Source organism: Streptomyces sp. SID8352, assembly GCF_009862265.1.
Lineage (GTDB): Bacteria > Actinomycetota > Actinomycetes > Streptomycetales > Streptomycetaceae > Streptomyces.
Genome location: NZ_WWGX01000017.1, coordinates 14,459 through 29,801, shown reverse-complemented (window position 1 = coordinate 29,801; position 15,343 = coordinate 14,459). Strand labels below are relative to the sequence as shown.

General features: G+C 72.8%; 16 protein-coding genes. 9 read left to right on the top strand and 7 right to left on the bottom strand.

The genetic code is table 11. From position 1 onward, the window contains the following. Positions 1-170 precede the first annotated feature (170 nt). The gene (gene glpX, locus GTY84_RS04885; protein WP_161224846.1) at positions 171-1,205 is read right to left on the bottom strand and encodes a class II fructose-bisphosphatase; all 1,035 of its coding nucleotides are present in this window, start codon (positions 1,203-1,205) and stop codon (positions 171-173) included. A 123-nt stretch (positions 1,206-1,328) separates the two neighbouring features. Between glpX and GTY84_RS04880 the strand changes: the two genes are divergently transcribed. Further along, positions 1,329-1,865, top strand: coding sequence for a DUF4245 domain-containing protein (locus GTY84_RS04880; protein ID WP_345943346.1), 537 nt, complete (start codon positions 1,329-1,331; stop codon positions 1,863-1,865). A 146-nt stretch (positions 1,866-2,011) separates the two neighbouring features. On the opposite strand, the gene GTY84_RS04875 is transcribed toward GTY84_RS04880, so the two are convergent. Beyond that, on the bottom strand, positions 2,012-2,602 hold the full coding sequence (locus tag GTY84_RS04875; protein ID WP_161224844.1) for a malonic semialdehyde reductase: 591 nt from the start codon (positions 2,600-2,602) through the stop codon (positions 2,012-2,014). 257 nt (positions 2,603-2,859) lie between these two features. Here GTY84_RS04875 and GTY84_RS04870 point away from each other — a divergent pair, with 257 nt between their 5' ends. Beyond that, positions 2,860-3,084, top strand: a complete 225-nt coding sequence (locus GTY84_RS04870; protein WP_161224843.1) for a DUF4287 domain-containing protein — start codon at positions 2,860-2,862, stop codon at positions 3,082-3,084. Between the two features lie 273 nt (positions 3,085-3,357). Here the strand turns inward: GTY84_RS04870 and GTY84_RS04865 are convergent, their stop codons facing one another. From GTY84_RS04865 to GTY84_RS04855, 3 genes are all read right to left on the bottom strand, one after another. Next, a complete protein-coding gene (locus GTY84_RS04865) occupies positions 3,358-3,639 on the bottom strand; it encodes an exodeoxyribonuclease VII small subunit (protein WP_161224842.1) in 282 nt (93 codons plus the stop codon). 9 nt (positions 3,640-3,648) lie between these two features. Then, complete coding sequence (xseA, locus tag GTY84_RS04860) at positions 3,649-4,857, bottom strand: exodeoxyribonuclease VII large subunit (protein WP_161224841.1); 1,209 nt, start codon at positions 4,855-4,857, stop codon at positions 3,649-3,651. Between the two features lie 926 nt (positions 4,858-5,783). Then, positions 5,784-7,301 carry an APC family permease gene (locus GTY84_RS04855; protein WP_161224840.1) on the bottom strand — a complete coding sequence of 506 codons (1,518 nt, stop codon included), beginning with the start codon at positions 7,299-7,301 and terminating at the stop codon, positions 5,784-5,786. A gap of 100 nt (positions 7,302-7,401) precedes the next feature. On the opposite strand from GTY84_RS04855, the gene GTY84_RS04850 reads away from it, so the two are divergent. Together GTY84_RS04850 and GTY84_RS04845 are read left to right on the top strand one after the other, a co-directional pair. Next, entirely contained in the window at positions 7,402-8,418 is a 1,017-nt protein-coding gene (locus GTY84_RS04850) for a 4-hydroxy-3-methylbut-2-enyl diphosphate reductase (protein ID WP_161224839.1), read from the top strand. Positions 8,419-8,447: 29 nt separating this feature from the next. After that, the gene (locus tag GTY84_RS04845) at positions 8,448-9,212 is read left to right on the top strand and encodes a polyphosphate--glucose phosphotransferase (RefSeq protein WP_161224838.1); all 765 of its coding nucleotides are present in this window, start codon (positions 8,448-8,450) and stop codon (positions 9,210-9,212) included. Here GTY84_RS04845 and GTY84_RS04840 read toward each other — a convergent pair. Then, entirely contained in the window at positions 9,186-9,944 is a 759-nt protein-coding gene (locus GTY84_RS04840; protein WP_345943345.1) for a DUF6542 domain-containing protein, read from the bottom strand. The two genes, GTY84_RS04845 and GTY84_RS04840, sit on opposite strands and share 27 nt — an antisense overlap. Positions 9,945-10,113: 169 nt before the next feature. Between GTY84_RS04840 and ychF the strand changes: the two genes are divergently transcribed. The 3 genes from ychF (at position 10,114) to GTY84_RS04825 (ending at position 13,098) form a co-directional block, all read left to right on the top strand. After that, entirely contained in the window at positions 10,114-11,202 is a 1,089-nt protein-coding gene (gene ychF / locus GTY84_RS04835) for a redox-regulated ATPase YchF (RefSeq protein ID WP_161224837.1), read from the top strand. Positions 11,203-11,758: 556 nt separating this feature from the next. Beyond that, on the top strand, positions 11,759-12,268 hold the full coding sequence (locus GTY84_RS04830) for a DUF6879 family protein (protein ID WP_161224836.1): 510 nt from the start codon (positions 11,759-11,761) through the stop codon (positions 12,266-12,268). Further along, a complete protein-coding gene (locus tag GTY84_RS04825) occupies positions 12,205-13,098 on the top strand; it encodes a helix-turn-helix transcriptional regulator (protein WP_345943347.1) in 894 nt (297 codons plus the stop codon). The genes GTY84_RS04830 and GTY84_RS04825 overlap by 64 nt, the downstream gene beginning before the upstream one ends. 629 nt (positions 13,099-13,727) lie before the next feature. Here the strand turns inward: GTY84_RS04825 and GTY84_RS04820 are convergent. Beyond that, positions 13,728-14,270, bottom strand: a complete 543-nt coding sequence (locus GTY84_RS04820) for a hypothetical protein (protein WP_161224835.1) — start codon at positions 14,268-14,270, stop codon at positions 13,728-13,730. Positions 14,271-14,366: 96 nt separating this feature from the next. Here GTY84_RS04820 and GTY84_RS04815 point away from each other — a divergent pair, with 96 nt between their 5' ends. Together GTY84_RS04815 and GTY84_RS04810 are read left to right on the top strand one after the other, a co-directional pair. Continuing rightward, complete coding sequence (locus GTY84_RS04815; protein ID WP_161224834.1) at positions 14,367-14,723, top strand: hypothetical protein; 357 nt, start codon at positions 14,367-14,369, stop codon at positions 14,721-14,723. A 108-nt stretch (positions 14,724-14,831) separates the two neighbouring features. Further along, on the top strand, positions 14,832-15,326 hold the full coding sequence (locus GTY84_RS04810; protein ID WP_237532058.1) for a CbrC family protein: 495 nt from the start codon (positions 14,832-14,834) through the stop codon (positions 15,324-15,326). Positions 15,327-15,343: the final 17 nt, after the last annotated feature.

The window sequence follows — 15,343 nt, the reverse complement described above, 5'->3', positions numbered from 1 at the left end:
GGGGCGGTGCGCGGCCGGGACGCGGTGCGGGATTGCGCGGTGCGGGGTTGCTGCGGTGCGCCGCGCGGGGCGGTGCGCGGCCGGGACGCGGTGCGCGGGCAGGGGAAAGGGGCACCCCCTCCGCACAGAGGGCGCCCCTTTCGCGAGAGCGCGGCGGTGGTGCCGCGAGGTCACTTGGCGCGGTCGAAGTCGATCGCGCTGTAGGCACGCAGCTTGCTCAGCCGGTGCTCGGAGGTGATCCGGCGGACCGTGCCGGAGCGGGAGCGCATCACGATGGAGTCGGTCGTGGCCGTCTCCGAGCGGTAGCGCACCCCGCGCAGCAGTTCGCCGTCGGTGATGCCGGTGGCGACGAAGAAGACGTTGTCCCCGGAGACCAGGTCGTCGGTGGTCAGCACCCGGTCCAGGTCGTGCCCGGCGTCCAGGGCCCGCTGCCGCTCCTCGTCGTCCTTGGGCCAGAGCTTGCCCTGGATGGTGCCGCCCAGGCACTGCACCGCGCAGGCGGAGATGATGCCCTCCGGGGTGCCGCCGATGCCGAGCAGCAGATCGATGCCGGTGCCCTCGCGCAGCGCCAGGATGGAGCCGGCCACGTCCCCGTCGGAGATCAGCTTGATCCGGGCGCCGGTCTCCCGGACCTCGTCGATCAGGCCCTGGTGCCGGGGCCGGTCGAGGATGACGACGGTGACGTCCTCGGGCGTGGAGCGCTTGGCCTTGGCGACCCGGCGGATGTTCACCGACACGGGCGCGTCGATGTCGACGAAGTCGGCGGCCTCCGGGCCGGTGACCAGCTTGTCCATGTAGAAGACGGCCGACGGGTCGAACATGGAGCCGCGCTCGGCGGCGGCCAGGACCGCGATGGCGTTGGTCATGCCGTTGGCGGTCAGGGTGGTGCCGTCGATCGGGTCGACGGCGATGTCGACCTCGGCGCCGGTGCCGTCCCCGACGTTCTCCCCGTTGAAGAGCATCGGCGCCTCGTCCTTCTCGCCCTCGCCGATGACGACGACGCCGTTCATCGAGACGGTGGAGACGAGGGTGCGCATGGCCCGCACGGCGGCGCCGTCGGCGCCGTTCTTGTCGCCGCGCCCGACCCAGCGGCCGGCGGCCATCGCCGCGGCCTCGGTGACCCGCACGAGTTCCAGGGCGAGATTGCGGTCGGGCGCTTCGGAGGGGACGTCCAGTTCGGACGGCAGTTGATGATTTTCGGTCATCGGAGCGCACCTTTCTGTACGACGACGGCCGTTTGAGGGTATGGATCGACTGTATCTCCCGCCCGACAGAATGAGCAGGGGCCCCCACGGATGAGCGGGCCGGGCACCTGCGACGATAGGGGCGTGGCAGGTACGAAAGGCAAGCAGAAGTCGGCCCGGGACATGATCCTGTCCCTCGGGGTCATCATGCTGGTGGCGGGCGTCGTCTGGATCTTCATTCCGCACGACGAGAACCGCGAGCCGGAGCTGAGGCGGATCGACTACTCCGTCGAGCTGAACACCGCGCGCCGCGCGGCGTCCTACCCGGTGGCCGCGCCCGACGGGCTGGGCGAGGAGTGGAAGCCGACCTCCGTGCGCTACCGCGGCGACGACGCCGAGACCTGGCACCTGGGCTTCCGCGCTCCCGACGGCGAGTACGTGGCGGTCGAGCAGTCGCTGAAGAAGCCGTCCCGGTTCATCTCCGACGCCAGCCGGGGCGCGGAGGAGACCGAGGTCACGCAGGAGATCGGCGGCCGGACCTGGACCCGCTACACCGGCGGCCGCTACGACGCGCTCGTGCTGCACGACACCGGCGGCAAGCGGGGCGCGACGACGGTCGTGGCGGGCACCGGGTCGTTCAACCAGCTCACCGCGATGGCCGAGGCGCTGACGATGCCCTGACCGGCGCCCCGCGCCGCCCGGCCCGGCGCTCGCGCCCGCCCGGCGCCCTCGCACGCGGGCGAAGGCCCCCGGACGCTGGAACCCAGGCTGTCCGGGGGCCTCGCTCATGTGCGGGGCGGGGGCGGCTGCCGGAGCGCCCCGGCGTCTCAGACGGTGGTGACGACCTGCTCGTACGCCAGGCGCGGGGAGCGCGGGAAGGCGGCGTCGGGGCCCGGCCGGCCGATGTTGACGACCATCAGCGGGGTGTGGTCGTCGTCGAGGAACTCCTTGCGGACGCCCTCGAAGTCCAGGCCGGTCATCGGGCCGGCGGCCAGCCCGGCGGCGCGGACGCCGATGATGAAGTACGCGGCCTGGAGGGCGGCGTTCAGCGCGGCGGTGCCCTCGCGCACCGGGCGCTCGCTGAAGAAGGCGTCCTTGAGCTGCGGGGCGTGCGGCATGAGCTGCGGCAGCTCCTCGTGGAACTCGTTGTCCGCGGAGAGGATCGCGACCAGCGGTGCGGCGGCGGTCTTCGCCCGGTTGCCCTCGGCCAGGTGCCCGACCAGGCGCTCGCGGGCCTCGGGGGAGCGGACCAGGGTGACGCGCAGCGGGCACTGGTTGAAGGCGGTCGGACCGTACTTGACCAGGTCGTAGATCGCCTGCAACTGCTCGTCGCCGACCGGCTCGTCGGTGAAGGAGTTCGCGGTGCGCGCCTCGCGGAACAGCAGGTCCTGCGCGGCGGGGTCAAGAACGAGAGACATGCGTGATCTTCCTCGGGAGACGGGTGCGGGGCCCGCGTGCGCGGGAGCCGCTGACGGGGCGACTCTACGCCAGAGAAGTTCAATGTTTAACCAAATGTGCCGCGGGGTGATCCTCTTCACGTGTCGGCGCGGGCGGGGTGACGGGCATCACACCCGGGGGGCGATGAGTTCCGCCCCGGGCCGGGGTCCACCCCGCGGTAGGGGCCGCACGGGCCCGTACGCGTTCCGCAGCCGAAGCCGAAGGGGAGCACCGAGAGATGACCACCGAGCCCGCGGGCCCCGCCAAGGGCCCCGCCTCCTACTTCCCGTCCATCGAGAAGAAGTACGGCCGCCCGGTCGCCGAGTGGAAGGACCTCATCCGGGCCTCGCCGCTGACCCGGCACATGGAGCTGGTCGGCTGGCTCAAGACCGAGCACGGCCTGGGCCACGGCCACGCCAACGCGCTGGTCGCCCACACCCTGGCGGAGGACCGCGAGGCGTGACGCGCCCGCGCGGGCGGCGACCCGGCTTCCGGGACGGGCGGTACGGGGGTCCTGCCGTCCCGGGAGCGGGGCGCCGGCGCCGCGGCGGGTGGGACGGGTCGGCGAGGCGCCGGGGCCGGACGGGGCGCGGGGGCCGGACGAGGCGCCGCGCGGCGACGCGAGGCCGGACGGGGCGGCGCGCTGCCGAGACGGTGGGGCGCCGGGCCGGGCGCGCCGGGGCGCGGGCCCGGCGGACGCGTCCCGGGTGGGTGCGGCCCGGGGCGTCCGGGCCGGCTACTCCCCGTCCGCGCGTCCGCCCGCGGGCCCGTCCCCTTCGGCCGCCTCCGCCGCGGCCTCCTCCTCGGCCAGGGCCGCGTCCAGCCGGGCCCGGGCGCCGTCCAGACGGCGGCGGCACACCTTCGCCAGCTCCTCGCCCCGCTCCCACAGCGCGAGGGACTCCTCCAGCGTCGTCCCCCCGGCCTCCAGCCGCCGTACGACCTCGATCAGCTCGTCCCGTGCCTGCTCGTAGCCGAGTGCCTCGGCCTCGGCCGCCCGCTGTTCCACCTCGCTGGTCATCCATCCACCCTATGTGTCGACCCGTACGGAGAACTCGCCCTCGGCGACCCGCGCCCGCAGCGCCTCGCCCGGCCCGACCTCGCCGGGATCGCGCACCGCACGGCCGTCGGCCCGCTGGAGCACGGCGTATCCGCGCCGCAGGGTCGCGGCGGGGGAGAGGGCCACCACCCGCGCGCGCGTGTGCGTCAGCTCGGAGTCGGCCCGGTCGAGGTGGTGCCGCAGGGACCGCCTGCCGCGCTCCAGCAGCGCCGCCACCCGGGCCTCCCGCTCGTCGATCATCCGGTGCGGGTCCTGCACGGACGGGCGGGCCAGCGCGTGCGCCAGCCCCCGCTCCTCGCGGTCCACCAGCGCGGCCACGCACCGCCGCGCCCGGTCCCGCAGCAGCCGCACCCGCTCGTACTCCTCCCCGACGTCCGGCACGATCCGCTTGGCCGCGTCGGTCGGGGTGGAGGCGCGCAGGTCGGCCACGTAGTCCAGCAGCGGGGTGTCCGGCTCGTGGCCGATGGCCGAGACCACCGGGGTGCGGCAGGCCGCGACCGCCCGCACCAGCCGCTCGTCGGAGAACGGCAGGAGGTCCTCGACGCTGCCCCCGCCGCGCGCGACGACGATCACGTCCACCCCGTCCATGGCGTCCAGCTCCCGCACCGCCCCCATCACCTGCGGCACCGCCTGCACGCCCTGCACCGGGACGTTGCGCACCTCGAAGCGGACGGCGGGCCAGCGGTGCCGGGCGTTCTCCAGGACGTCCCGCTCGGCCGCCGAGGCCCGGCCGCACACCAGGCCGATGAGCCGCGGCAGGAACGGCAGCCGCTTCTTGCGCTCCGGGGCGAACAGCCCCTCGCGCGCCAGCGCCTTCTTCAGCAGCTCCAGCCGCGCGAGCAGCTCCCCGACGCCCACCGGCTTGATCTCGGCCGCCCGCAGCGAGAGCTGGCCGCGCGGCGCGTACCACTCCGGCTTGGCGTGCACCACGACCCGGGCGCCCTCGCCGACCACGTCCGCGACCGCGTCGAAGACCTGGCGGTAGCAGGTGACGCCCACGGAGACGTCCCGCGAGGGGTCGCGCAGCGTCAGGAACACCACCCCCGCGCCCGGCCGCCGCGACAACTGGGTGATCTGCCCCTCCACCCACACCGCGCCGAGCCGGTCGATCCAGCTCCCGATCAGCCGCGACACCTCGCCGACGGGCAGGGGCGCTTCGGGCGTCGATTTCACAGCCATGCGCCGAGCGTAACGGCCGGGTACGACACCGGGGGGCGCCCGTGCGCGGGGCGTGCGGCGCGGAACCGGGCGTGACGGGGCGGCCCGTCGCACCGGCCCCGTCCGGGCCCCGCGCCGGAGCCCCGCGTCCCGACCCGTGCGCCCCCGAACGCCCCCTTGCGCACCGGCGGCCCGGCGCCTTCCGCGCGCGGCGGTCCGACGCCTGCCGCGCCCGCTGTGCTCAGCGGCCCGCCGTCTCCCGTGCCCGGTGGTCCGGCGCCTGGTGTCCTCTCGTACTGGCGCGCCTCCGTACTCGACGCCTGCCGCGCCCGCCGTGTCCCGGCGGCCCGGCGTCTCCCCGTGCCGGCTGTGCCCGGTGGCCCGGCGTCTCCCGGGCCGGCCGTGGCCTGGCGCCTGGTGTCGTCTCGTGCTGGCGCGCCTCCGTACTCGACGCCTGCCGCGCCCGCCGTGTCCCGGCGGCCCGCCGTCTCCCGTGCCGGTCGTGGGCCCGGCGGCCCGACGCCTCCGGTGCCGGCCGCGCCTCCAGACCCGAAGCCCCCGCTCCCGTCGTCTCCGGTGCCGGCCGCGCCCCGCTCGGGGGCTCCGGCGTCCGTCGCGCCCTGTGCCCCGCGCCCGGCGTCGCCCCGCGTGGCGTCTTCCGCGCTGGCCGGGTCACGGCGCCGGGCGTCTCCCGTGCCGGCGGGGCCACGGCGCCCGGCGTCCTCCAGAGCGGAGTCTCCCGTGCTCGCCGTGCCCGGCGCCCGCCGTGTCCCGCGCTCGCTGTCGTGGTCCCGTGCTCGCCGCGCCCCGGCGTCCGGCGGTTCCGGTGCTCGCCGCGCCCCCTGCCCAGTGCCTCCCGGGCCCGCCGGGCCCCCGCGCCCGGTGTCTCCCGCGCCACGGCGCCTCCCGGCCCCGGGCCAGGCCCGACCCCGCCCCGTCGAGCCGCCTCAGCCGCGCTGCCCACCGTCCGCTCCGCCCGCCGTCCCCGCGTCCGCTCCCGGGCCGCCGCCCCCGGCCCGCCCCCGGCCCCGCGCCTGCGCCACCAGGACCACCAGGCCGACGGCGAACCAGACCGCGCCCACGACCTGCGCCGCCCCCGACGCCTCCACGACGACCGCGACGGTGACAGCCGCCCCGAGCACTGGCACCAGCACGTGCCGCCACCAGCTCACCGGCCCGCCCCGGCGCCGCACCGCGAACCAGCCCACCACGCTCGCGTGGAGCAGCGTGAACGCGGTCAGCGCGCCGACGTCCACGACCGACACCAGATGGTCGAGGCCGTCCGCCCGCCGGGCCGCCCACACCGCCGCCACCATCGTGATCACCGCCGACACCAGCAGCGCCACCCTCGGCACCCCGTCCCCCGTGCGCGCCAGCACCCCCGGCAGCCGCCGGTCGCGCCCCATGGCGAACAGCAGCCGCCCCGCCGCCGCCTGCCCGGCCAGCGCCGCGAAGGCCGCGCCGACCGCCTTGCTCACCGCCACCAGATCGTGCAGCCAGGTCCCCACCGAGGCGTCCACGGCGTCGTAGAACGCGGCCCCCTGCTCCTCCGGCCGCGCGGCCAGCTCCGCCGAGGTCACCGGCTCCAGCAGCGCCACCAGGTACGTCTGCGCCACGAACAGCAGCCCGGCCAGCGCCAGGCAGAACAGCAGCGCCCGCGCCACCTTCGCGGACCCCCCGGTGACCTCCTCCGCGAAGGTCGCGATGGCGTCGAAGCCCAGGTACGACAGGACCGCCACCGACACCGCCCCCACCACCGCCGACAGCGCGAAGGCCCCCTGCGAGCCGTCCCCGGTCAGCGGCGACAGCCAGCCCCGGGCCGCCCCGTCGCGGGCCAGCACCACGACCGCCGAGACCAGGAACACCAGCAGGACCACGATCTCCATCGCCAGCACCAGGAACCCCACCCGGGCCGCCGCCCGCACCCCCCACAGGTTCAGCGCGGTCGTGACCAGCACCGCCAGCGCCGTCCACACCCACCGCGACACCCCGGGGACGAGCGCCTCCATCGCGATCCCCGAGAACAGGTACGCCACCGCCGGGATCAGCACGTAGTCCAGCAGCGCCATCCACCCGGCGACGAACCCCGCCCCGTCGCCGAGGCCCGCGCGCGCGTAGGCGAACACCGACCCCGCCCGCGGCACCACCCGCACCATCTGGGCGTAGCTGAACGCGGTGAACGCCATGGCGACGGTCGCCACGACGTAGACCAGCGCCACCGCGCCATGGGACCGGGCGTCCAGCGTGCCGAAGACGCCGACCGGTGCCATGGGGGCGATGAACAGCAGCCCGTAGACGACGAGGTCGCGGAAGCCCAGGCTGCGCCGGAGCCCGCCGGACTCCCCTCCGGCCCCGGCCGTCGCCCCGGCCCCGGCCCCGGCGTCCGCCCCGGCACCGCCCGTCCTCCCGGCACCGGCGGCCCCGCCGCCCCCGCCGTCCCCCGCACCCGCACCGGTCCCCGACATCGCGCCTCCGCCACCGCGCCGCACCCGCGTCCACGTCCCCGCCAGTTTCCCGGCGGGGACCCGTCCGCGCGATGCCTGACGCGCCGGGCACGGCCTTACGATGGGTCGCATGACCGCTTCGTCTGGCCGCCGTGTCCTGCTCGCCGCCCCTCGCGGATACTGCGCGGGGGTGGACCGCGCCGTGATCGCCGTCGAGAAGGCCCTGGAGCAGTACGGGGCCCCCGTCTACGTCCGGCACGAGATCGTCCACAACAAGTACGTCGTGCAGACCCTGGAGAAGAAGGGCGCGATCTTCGTCGAACGGACGGAGGAGGTGCCCCCGGGCAACATCGTCATGTTCTCCGCGCACGGCGTGGCCCCCGTGGTCCACGAGGAGGCCGCGCGCGGGCGGCTCGCCACCATCGACGCCACCTGCCCGCTCGTCACCAAGGTCCACAAGGAGGCCGTGCGGTTCGCGGACGAGGACTACGACATCCTCCTGATCGGTCACGAGGGCCACGAGGAGGTCATCGGCACCTCCGGCGAGGCCCCCGACCACATCCAGCTCGTCGACGGCCCCGAGGACGTCGCCAAGGTCGAGGTCCGCGACCCCTCCCGGGTCGTCTGGCTCTCCCAGACCACGCTCTCCGTCGACGAGACGATGGAGACCGTCGACGCGCTCAAGGAGAAGTTCCCGCAGCTCATCTCCCCGCCCAGCGACGACATCTGCTACGCCACGCAGAACCGCCAGCTCGCGGTGAAGCAGATGGGCTCCGAGGCCGAGCTGGTCATCGTGGTCGGCTCCCGCAACTCCTCCAACTCCAAGCGCCTGGTCGAGGTGGCCCTCCAGGCCGGTGCCCGCGCCTCGTACCTGGTGGACTTCGCCGAGGAGATCGACGAGGCCTGGCTGGACGGCGTCACCACGGTCGGCGTCACCTCCGGCGCCTCCGTCCCGGAGGTCCTGGTCGAGCAGGTCCTCGAACGGCTCACCGGATACGGCTTCGACGACGTGGAACTGGTCAAGGCCGCCGAGGAGACCATCATCTTCTCGCTGCCCAAGGAGCTCCGCCGCGACCTGCGCGAGGAGGCGGCGGCGCTGGTGGCCGAGCGCGGCGGATCGGGCGCCGCCGGGCAGTGACCGTCCGCCGCGGGCCGTAACGTGGTGCCATGCAGATCTTCGGCGTGGACATCGGTGGATCCGGTATCAAGGGCGCCCCTGTGGATCTCGACAGGGGCGACCTGGCGCAGGAGCGCCACAAGGTCCTGACCCCGCACCCGGCCACTCCCGAGGCGGTCGCCGACGGGGTCCGGCAGGTCGTCGAGCACTTCGGCTGGACCGGGCCCGTCGGGGTCACCTTCCCCGGCGTGGTCACCGGCGGTGCCACGATCCGCACGGCGGCCAACGTCGACCGGAGCTGGGTCGGCGTCGACGCCCGCGCCCTGCTGGGCGGCCGGCTCGGCGGCGCGGAGGTCACCGTGGTCAACGACGCGGACGCGGCGGGCGTCGCCGAGACCCGCTTCGGCGCCGGCCGCGACCGCACCGGCACGGTGGTCCTGCTCACCTTCGGCACCGGCATCGGCAGCGCCGTCTTCAGCGACGGCGTCCTCGTCCCCAACACCGAGCTGGGCCACCTGGAGCTGGACGGCCACGAGGCGGAGAAGCGGGCCTCCAGCAAGGCCCGCGAGGACCACGACCTGTCGTGGGAGAAGTGGGCGGAGCGGGTGCGGCGCTACCTCGCCCACGTCGAGATGCTGCTCTCGCCCGAGCTGTTCATCATCGGCGGCGGCGTCAGCCGCAAGGCCCACAAGTTCCTGCCCCGGATCGAGGGCATCCGCGCGGAGATCGTCCCGGCGCGCCTCCAGAACAACGCGGGCATCGTGGGCGCCGCGATGCGGGCGGCCGGGTCAGCCGCCGCGCCGCGCCCCGCCTGACGGTCGCCCCCCGCCTGACGGTCGCCCCCCGCCCGACGGTCGCGCCCCGCCGGACGGCCGCGCGCCCACCGGGGGCCGCGGGCGCCCGGCCGCCGTCGCGGCCCGGCGGCGCACCAGCCGGGCCCGGCGCACCAGCACCGTCACTCCGGCGATCAGCGTGCCGCCGTAGAGCCACCCCGCCCCGGTGGCCAGCGCCGTCACCATGCCCATCGCCCACCCGGTGACCCCGTCGCCGCCCCCGGCGACGCTCACCATGCCCGCGGCGAAGGCGATCGGCGCCGCGACCGGAGCGGCGAGCAGATCCCCGCCGCGCACCCAGCAGGCGGTGAGCGCGCAGACCGGCAGGAACAGCACGCCGTAGACGGTCAGGGCCGCGCCCGGGGTGTCGAACAGCAACCCGTCGAGGAACCCGAGCACCACCATCACGGCCACGCAGAACAGCCCGGTGCCCAGCCCCGTCAGCCGGGGATTGGGCACCGCGCGCACGGCCCGCACCAGCCGCGCGAGCGGCGGTACGGGGCGCTCCGGGGCACCGCCCGGCGGACGGCGCCCCGGCGGGAGGCGCGGGGTGCCGCGGGCTCCCGGCGCGGCGGACGGGCCGGAGGACCGGCCCGTCCGGGCGGGGCCGTCGGACCGGGCCGCACCGCCGTCCGTGCGCCGCCCCTGAGGGGGCAGCGGGGCCCGGGGCCGTCGCGGGCCGTACTGCGGGGGTCGCGTCCTGTGTTGCTCCACTGGACCAACTTAGGTCGGTTAATGTGCCGAATAGGCCGAAAGACACGCCGTCGGGCCCGGCCCGGCCAAGCGTTCGACACCGCGCGAGTGCGGTACCGGACACCCCGTAGACTGGTGGATCGGCCCTGCCTGGCCCTCCTCCGCATCCTCACGTACGGGAAGTCGCAACGTGTCGCTCACGATCGGAATCGTCGGTCTGCCGAATGTCGGCAAGTCGACCCTGTTCAACGCCCTGACCAAGAACGACGTGCTGGCGGCCAACTACCCGTTCGCCACGATCGAGCCGAACGTCGGTGTGGTCGGCGTCCCCGACCCCCGGCTGACGAAACTGGCCGAGATCTTCTCCTCCGAGCGCATCCTGCCCGCGACGGTGGACTTCGTGGACATCGCGGGCATCGTGCGCGGCGCCAGCGAGGGCGAGGGCCTGGGCAACAAGTTCCTCGCCAACATCCGCGAGTCCGACGCGATCTGCCAGGTGATCCGCGCCTTCAAGGACGAGAACGTCGTCCACGTCGACGGCAAGGTCTCGCCGAAGGACGACATCGAGACGATCAACACCGAGCTGATCCTCGCCGACCTCCAGACCATCGAGAAGGTCCTCCCGCGCCTCCAGAAGGAGTCGCGGATCAAGAAGGACGTCCAGCCCAAGGTCAAGGCCGTCGAGGAGGCCAAGGAGATCCTGGAGAAGGGCGACACCCTCTTCGCCCACGGCGTCGTCCAGGGCAGCGAGCGCGCCGAGCTCCTGCACGACCTGCACCTCCTCACCACCAAGCCCTTCCTCTACGTCTTCAACGTCGACGAGGACGAGCTGACCGACGACGACTTCAAGAACGAGCAGCGGGCCCTGGTCGCCCCCGCCGAGGCGATCTTCCTCAACGCCAAGCTGGAGGCGGACCTCGCGGAGCTGGACGAGGACGAGGCGCTGGAGCTGCTCCAGTCCGTCGGCCAGCAGGAGCCCGGCCTCGCCACCCTCGCCCACGTCGGCTTCCGCACCCTCGGCCTCCAGACCTACCTGACGGCCGGCCCCAAGGAATCCCGCGCCTGGACCATCAAGAAGGGCGCCACCGCGCCCGAGGCCGCGGGAGTCATCCACACGGACTTCCAGAAGGGCTTCATCAAGGCCGAGGTCATCTCCTTCGCCGACCTCGTCGCCACGGGCTCGGTCGCCGAGGCCCGCGCCAAGGGCAAGGCGCGGATGGAGGGCAAGGAGTACGTGATGCAGGACGGGGATGTGGTGGAGTTCCGGTTCAACGTGTAGCGGGTGATTCCTTGATCGGCTGAACCGCTGGTCAGAGCATGAAACCCCAGGTCAGGGGCCAGATCGCAAGGTCTGGCCCCTTCCTATTTTCTCCGGCTGATTCCGGGGAGCGTGCTGACTTGGTGCTGACCCGCTGACGGTGCCCGTACCGGTCCTGACCTGGGGCTACGGCCGGGCTGTGAGAGCAGGGCAGAGACCTGCGAACGCCTTCGGTCGGGGCTGCTCCCGGAGCCGGACCTCTGACGACCGGTGCCTGCCGGGTTTCCTGTTCTGGAAAGCCGGGGAGCTTGACCCGGAAGTTGGCAGGTCGGGAGCATCGGCTTGACCAAGCCTGTCGACAGGAGGGGGAAAGCCGTGGGCGCACCGCTGCGGAAGCTCTCGGGAGACCCGGACTGCAAGAACGGCACCTGCCCCACGCTGTGGGGCACAGCCGAGGGCAAGGAGTATGTCGTACAGGGTTAGGTGATCAACGACCCTGAGCGGCTGGCGCAGCTTGACCTGCCCGAGGGCGAGACGGCGGTCGTGGTCCCCGCGGCCGTGCTGGAGGAGTACTTCCGTGCTCACCGGTGAGGAGTTCGGGCGCCTCTTCGAAACGTTCGAGCGGACCGCGTTCCGGCTGGAGACGCTGGCCGAGTACGACGTGGAAGAGGAGCGCGAGGAGATCGCGCGCTTCCTGGCTGGCGAGGACATGGGGCCGGAGTGGGACGACAACCCGTGGGTGCGGTCCATGACCGACGAGGGCAAGCAGGTGTCCCGCGTCCACGTCCTGCGCTCCCCGCTGACCGACTACCTGCGCTACGAGTTGGCGGCCTACCCCGGCAACATCGAGGCCGGTGAGTCGATCGGCATCATCGACCTGGCCGAGCAGGACGTGGACGGTCTGCCCGACCACGATTTCTGGCTCTTCGACGACCGCGACGTGTACCAGATGCACTACACCACCGAGGGCCGGTTCCTCGGCGGTGAACTCCTGCCCGCCGACCGCCTCCCGGAGTACCGGGAATACCGGGACCTGGCGCTCTCCCGGGCCGTGCCGTTCGCGGCCTACCAGGAGCGGCACCACTGACCACGGAATCCCTCGGAAGAGCACTGCGGACACTGCGCGAGGCATCGGGACTGACCGGCAGCGCAGTGGCCCGTAGGGCTTCCATGTCCGCAGCCAAGCTCTCGAAGATCGAGAACGGCCGGACCATGCCCACGGTGCAGGACGTCGACCTCGTCCTGTCCGCCCTCGGGGTGTCCGAGGAGGCCAAGGAACAGTTCCTCGCGGCGGCCCGGGTCGAGGCCACGGAAGCCACGGCGTGGCGCTTGCTGCGCCGTATGGGGGCGTGGAAGCACCAGAACACGATCAAGGGCATCGAGGCCAACACGAAGGCGCTCAGGCTGTTCCAGGGGCAGCTCATCCCTGGCCTTCTCCAGACTCCTGAGTACGCCACGGCGGTGTTCTCACTGCCGCCGGCACTGCCGGACGAGACCAAGGCACGGACGGTGGCGGCCCGGCTGGAGCGGCAGGCTGCGCTGTACGAGGACGGGCGGTCGTTCCACTTCGTCATCTGCGAGCATGTGCTGCGGTGGCTGATCTGCGAGCCCACTGTCATGGCCGTACAGCTCGACCGGCTCGCGTCCCTGTCCCGGCTCCCCACCGTGTCCATCGGCGTCGTCCCTCAAGCGGGCCGGAAGCCGGACTTCCCCATGACCTGTTTCAGCATCCACGACGACAGCCTCGTCATCGTCGAGACCTTCCACTCGGAGGTGACGACACGGGACCCGCGGGACGTCCAGACGTACGTCGACACGCTCGACAGGTTCGCCGCGGTGGCGCTCTACGGCGACGACATGCGCAGCCTCGTCGAGGGCGTCCGGGACGAGTTCTTGCGGCAACAGGAAAGACGCTAGGCCCGCCAGGTGGGCAGCCCGACGATGTGGGATCAGAGGAGATCGAGTCGGGAGAGCCATGCGAACCAGCGCCAGCACCCAGTCGGGACCCGTGTACCTGCCCCTGCCCAGCGTCCAACCTGAGCCGGTCTCCGGGTGCCGGCACTGCCTTGAACTTGCGGTGCGGCGAACGAACGCCGTCTCGTCGGGCGACCACTCCAAGGCAACGGACGTGAACGTGGCCCTGCGAGCGCACCTCCGCGAAGTGCATGGGGGCGAGGAATGACCGGCGCGATCCTGCGCTACGTCGAACACCGGATCACACAGCACCCCAGTACGGGACTGCTGCACGGATAGGTGACACCTGACCTGGCTTGCTGAGAGGCGGCCTGGAAGGATGTTGCGGTGCCCAAGCCGTGTCCGAAGGAGTTCCGCGAGGACGTTGTACGGGTCGCGCGCAACCGCGAGCCCGGCGTCACGCTGGAACAGATCGCCGCCGGCCCTGCGTAGCTCCTGATCAGGTCCCCCACCCCAACCTCTACTCCCATGAGAGCAGCTTAGGGCGCGGAGGGAGCGATCGGAGGCACACCGGCGGACTGCGTCGCAGCGAAGGGAGCGCTGCTGCCACCTCCACCCAAGGGGAGGTGACGCTATCCGAGGCCGTCCCCGAAAAGGAGCTCGTACGGCAGGTGTTCGTCGTCCGGAACGTGCGGTACGTGGTTCGGAGCCGTGCGTGCTGCTATGGCTCGTAGCCGGGCCATGGCTTCCTCCTCCGAGGTGGCGGCGAGTCCGAGGGCGTGCAGGAGGCGGTCGCGCTCGGTGTTGAAATCAGGCTGGTCGGCTCGGAGGTCCGCTCCCAGCTGGCTGATCGTGAAACCCTTTGCCAGATCGCGCCAGAAGGGCAGCACCACAATGAGAGTGATGGCCTCGACGAGGTCGGCGCCGATCAGAGTGGCCTGGCCCTCTGAGTCGGCGTACAGGACGGGCCTTTCCTCGGCCCCGGCTTCCCCACACAGGAAGTATGTGCCGCCGGCTCCGCAGCCGGCTATCGGGTGTAGGGGGATCCCGGCGGGAAGGGCGAGGTCCTCAACAGGATCCCGGCGCTCGACGTCGAAATCGCCAGGCCAGGCGAGCGCGGTGGAAAGGGAAGGCTCCCGCTCGATCCGGCGGAGCAGGTCGTCTGATGCGGTCATGGGACGGAACGTAACAGCGCGGTCGGACGTCTGGTGCGGCTGGCCTGCTGGTCGACGCCAGCCGGTGCTGTCAGTAGGGCGTGGCACAGTTCGGCCATGAGTTACGACCTGGCGGTGTGGGAAGGCAGTAAGCCCGCTGACTATGTGATCGCGGGCGAGGTCCTCACGCAGATGTACGACCGCTACATCGACACGGAGGAAGAGTTTCCACCCTCCCCGCGTATCGCGGAGTACGTTGCTGGGCTCTTGGCGCGGTGGGCGGATCTCACGGAGGACGAGGAGGACATCTCCCCTTGGTCGACGGGGCCGTTGATCGGCGAGGCGTCCGGGCCGTTCATCTACTTCCCGATGCGGGACAGCATGGCCGAGGAGGCTTCGGCCTACGCCGCCGATCTAGCGGCATCGATGGGGCTCGTTTGCTATGACCCGCAGGCTCGGCTGCTGCGGCCGTGACCGCCATCGGACCGGGGGCGGGTGCAGTCCGGCACGGCCTTCTTGTGCGCAGGTAGCGTGACCGGCATGTCCGAGGAGTTGCCCGGTTTTCCCTAACACCCCGACCCCTTGGCGACCGGGGCGGTCGTTGAGTCCAGCACGACGTGCCTTTGCTGCGGGAGGGCGCGGGGGTTCATTTACACGAGCCCGGTGTACGCGGTCGAGGAACTTTCCAACCTGCTGTGCCCGTGGTGCATCGCGGCTGGCAGCGCGGTTGCGAAGTACGACGCGCACGTCATCGGTGACCCGATCGGGGACGATGTCCCGCTTGAGGTCGTGATGTCCGTCGATGCGTGTACGCCGGGCTTCTCCTCCTGGCAGGACCCGCAGTGGTTCTTCCACTGCGGTCATGGTGCGGCTTTCCTGGGGGCGGTCGGGATGGCCGAGCTGGCCACGTTCCCGGATGCCCTGCAGGCGCTGCGCAGCGAGGTCAGCGCGTGGGGGTGGTCTGCCGAGGCGATGGAGAGCTGTCTGGGTGCTCTGGACAAGGACAGCCAGCACACGGGCCACCTCTTCATGTGCCGCACGTGCGGCCGACACATGGCGTACGCGGACTTCACGTAGCCGCAGTCGGACGGCTG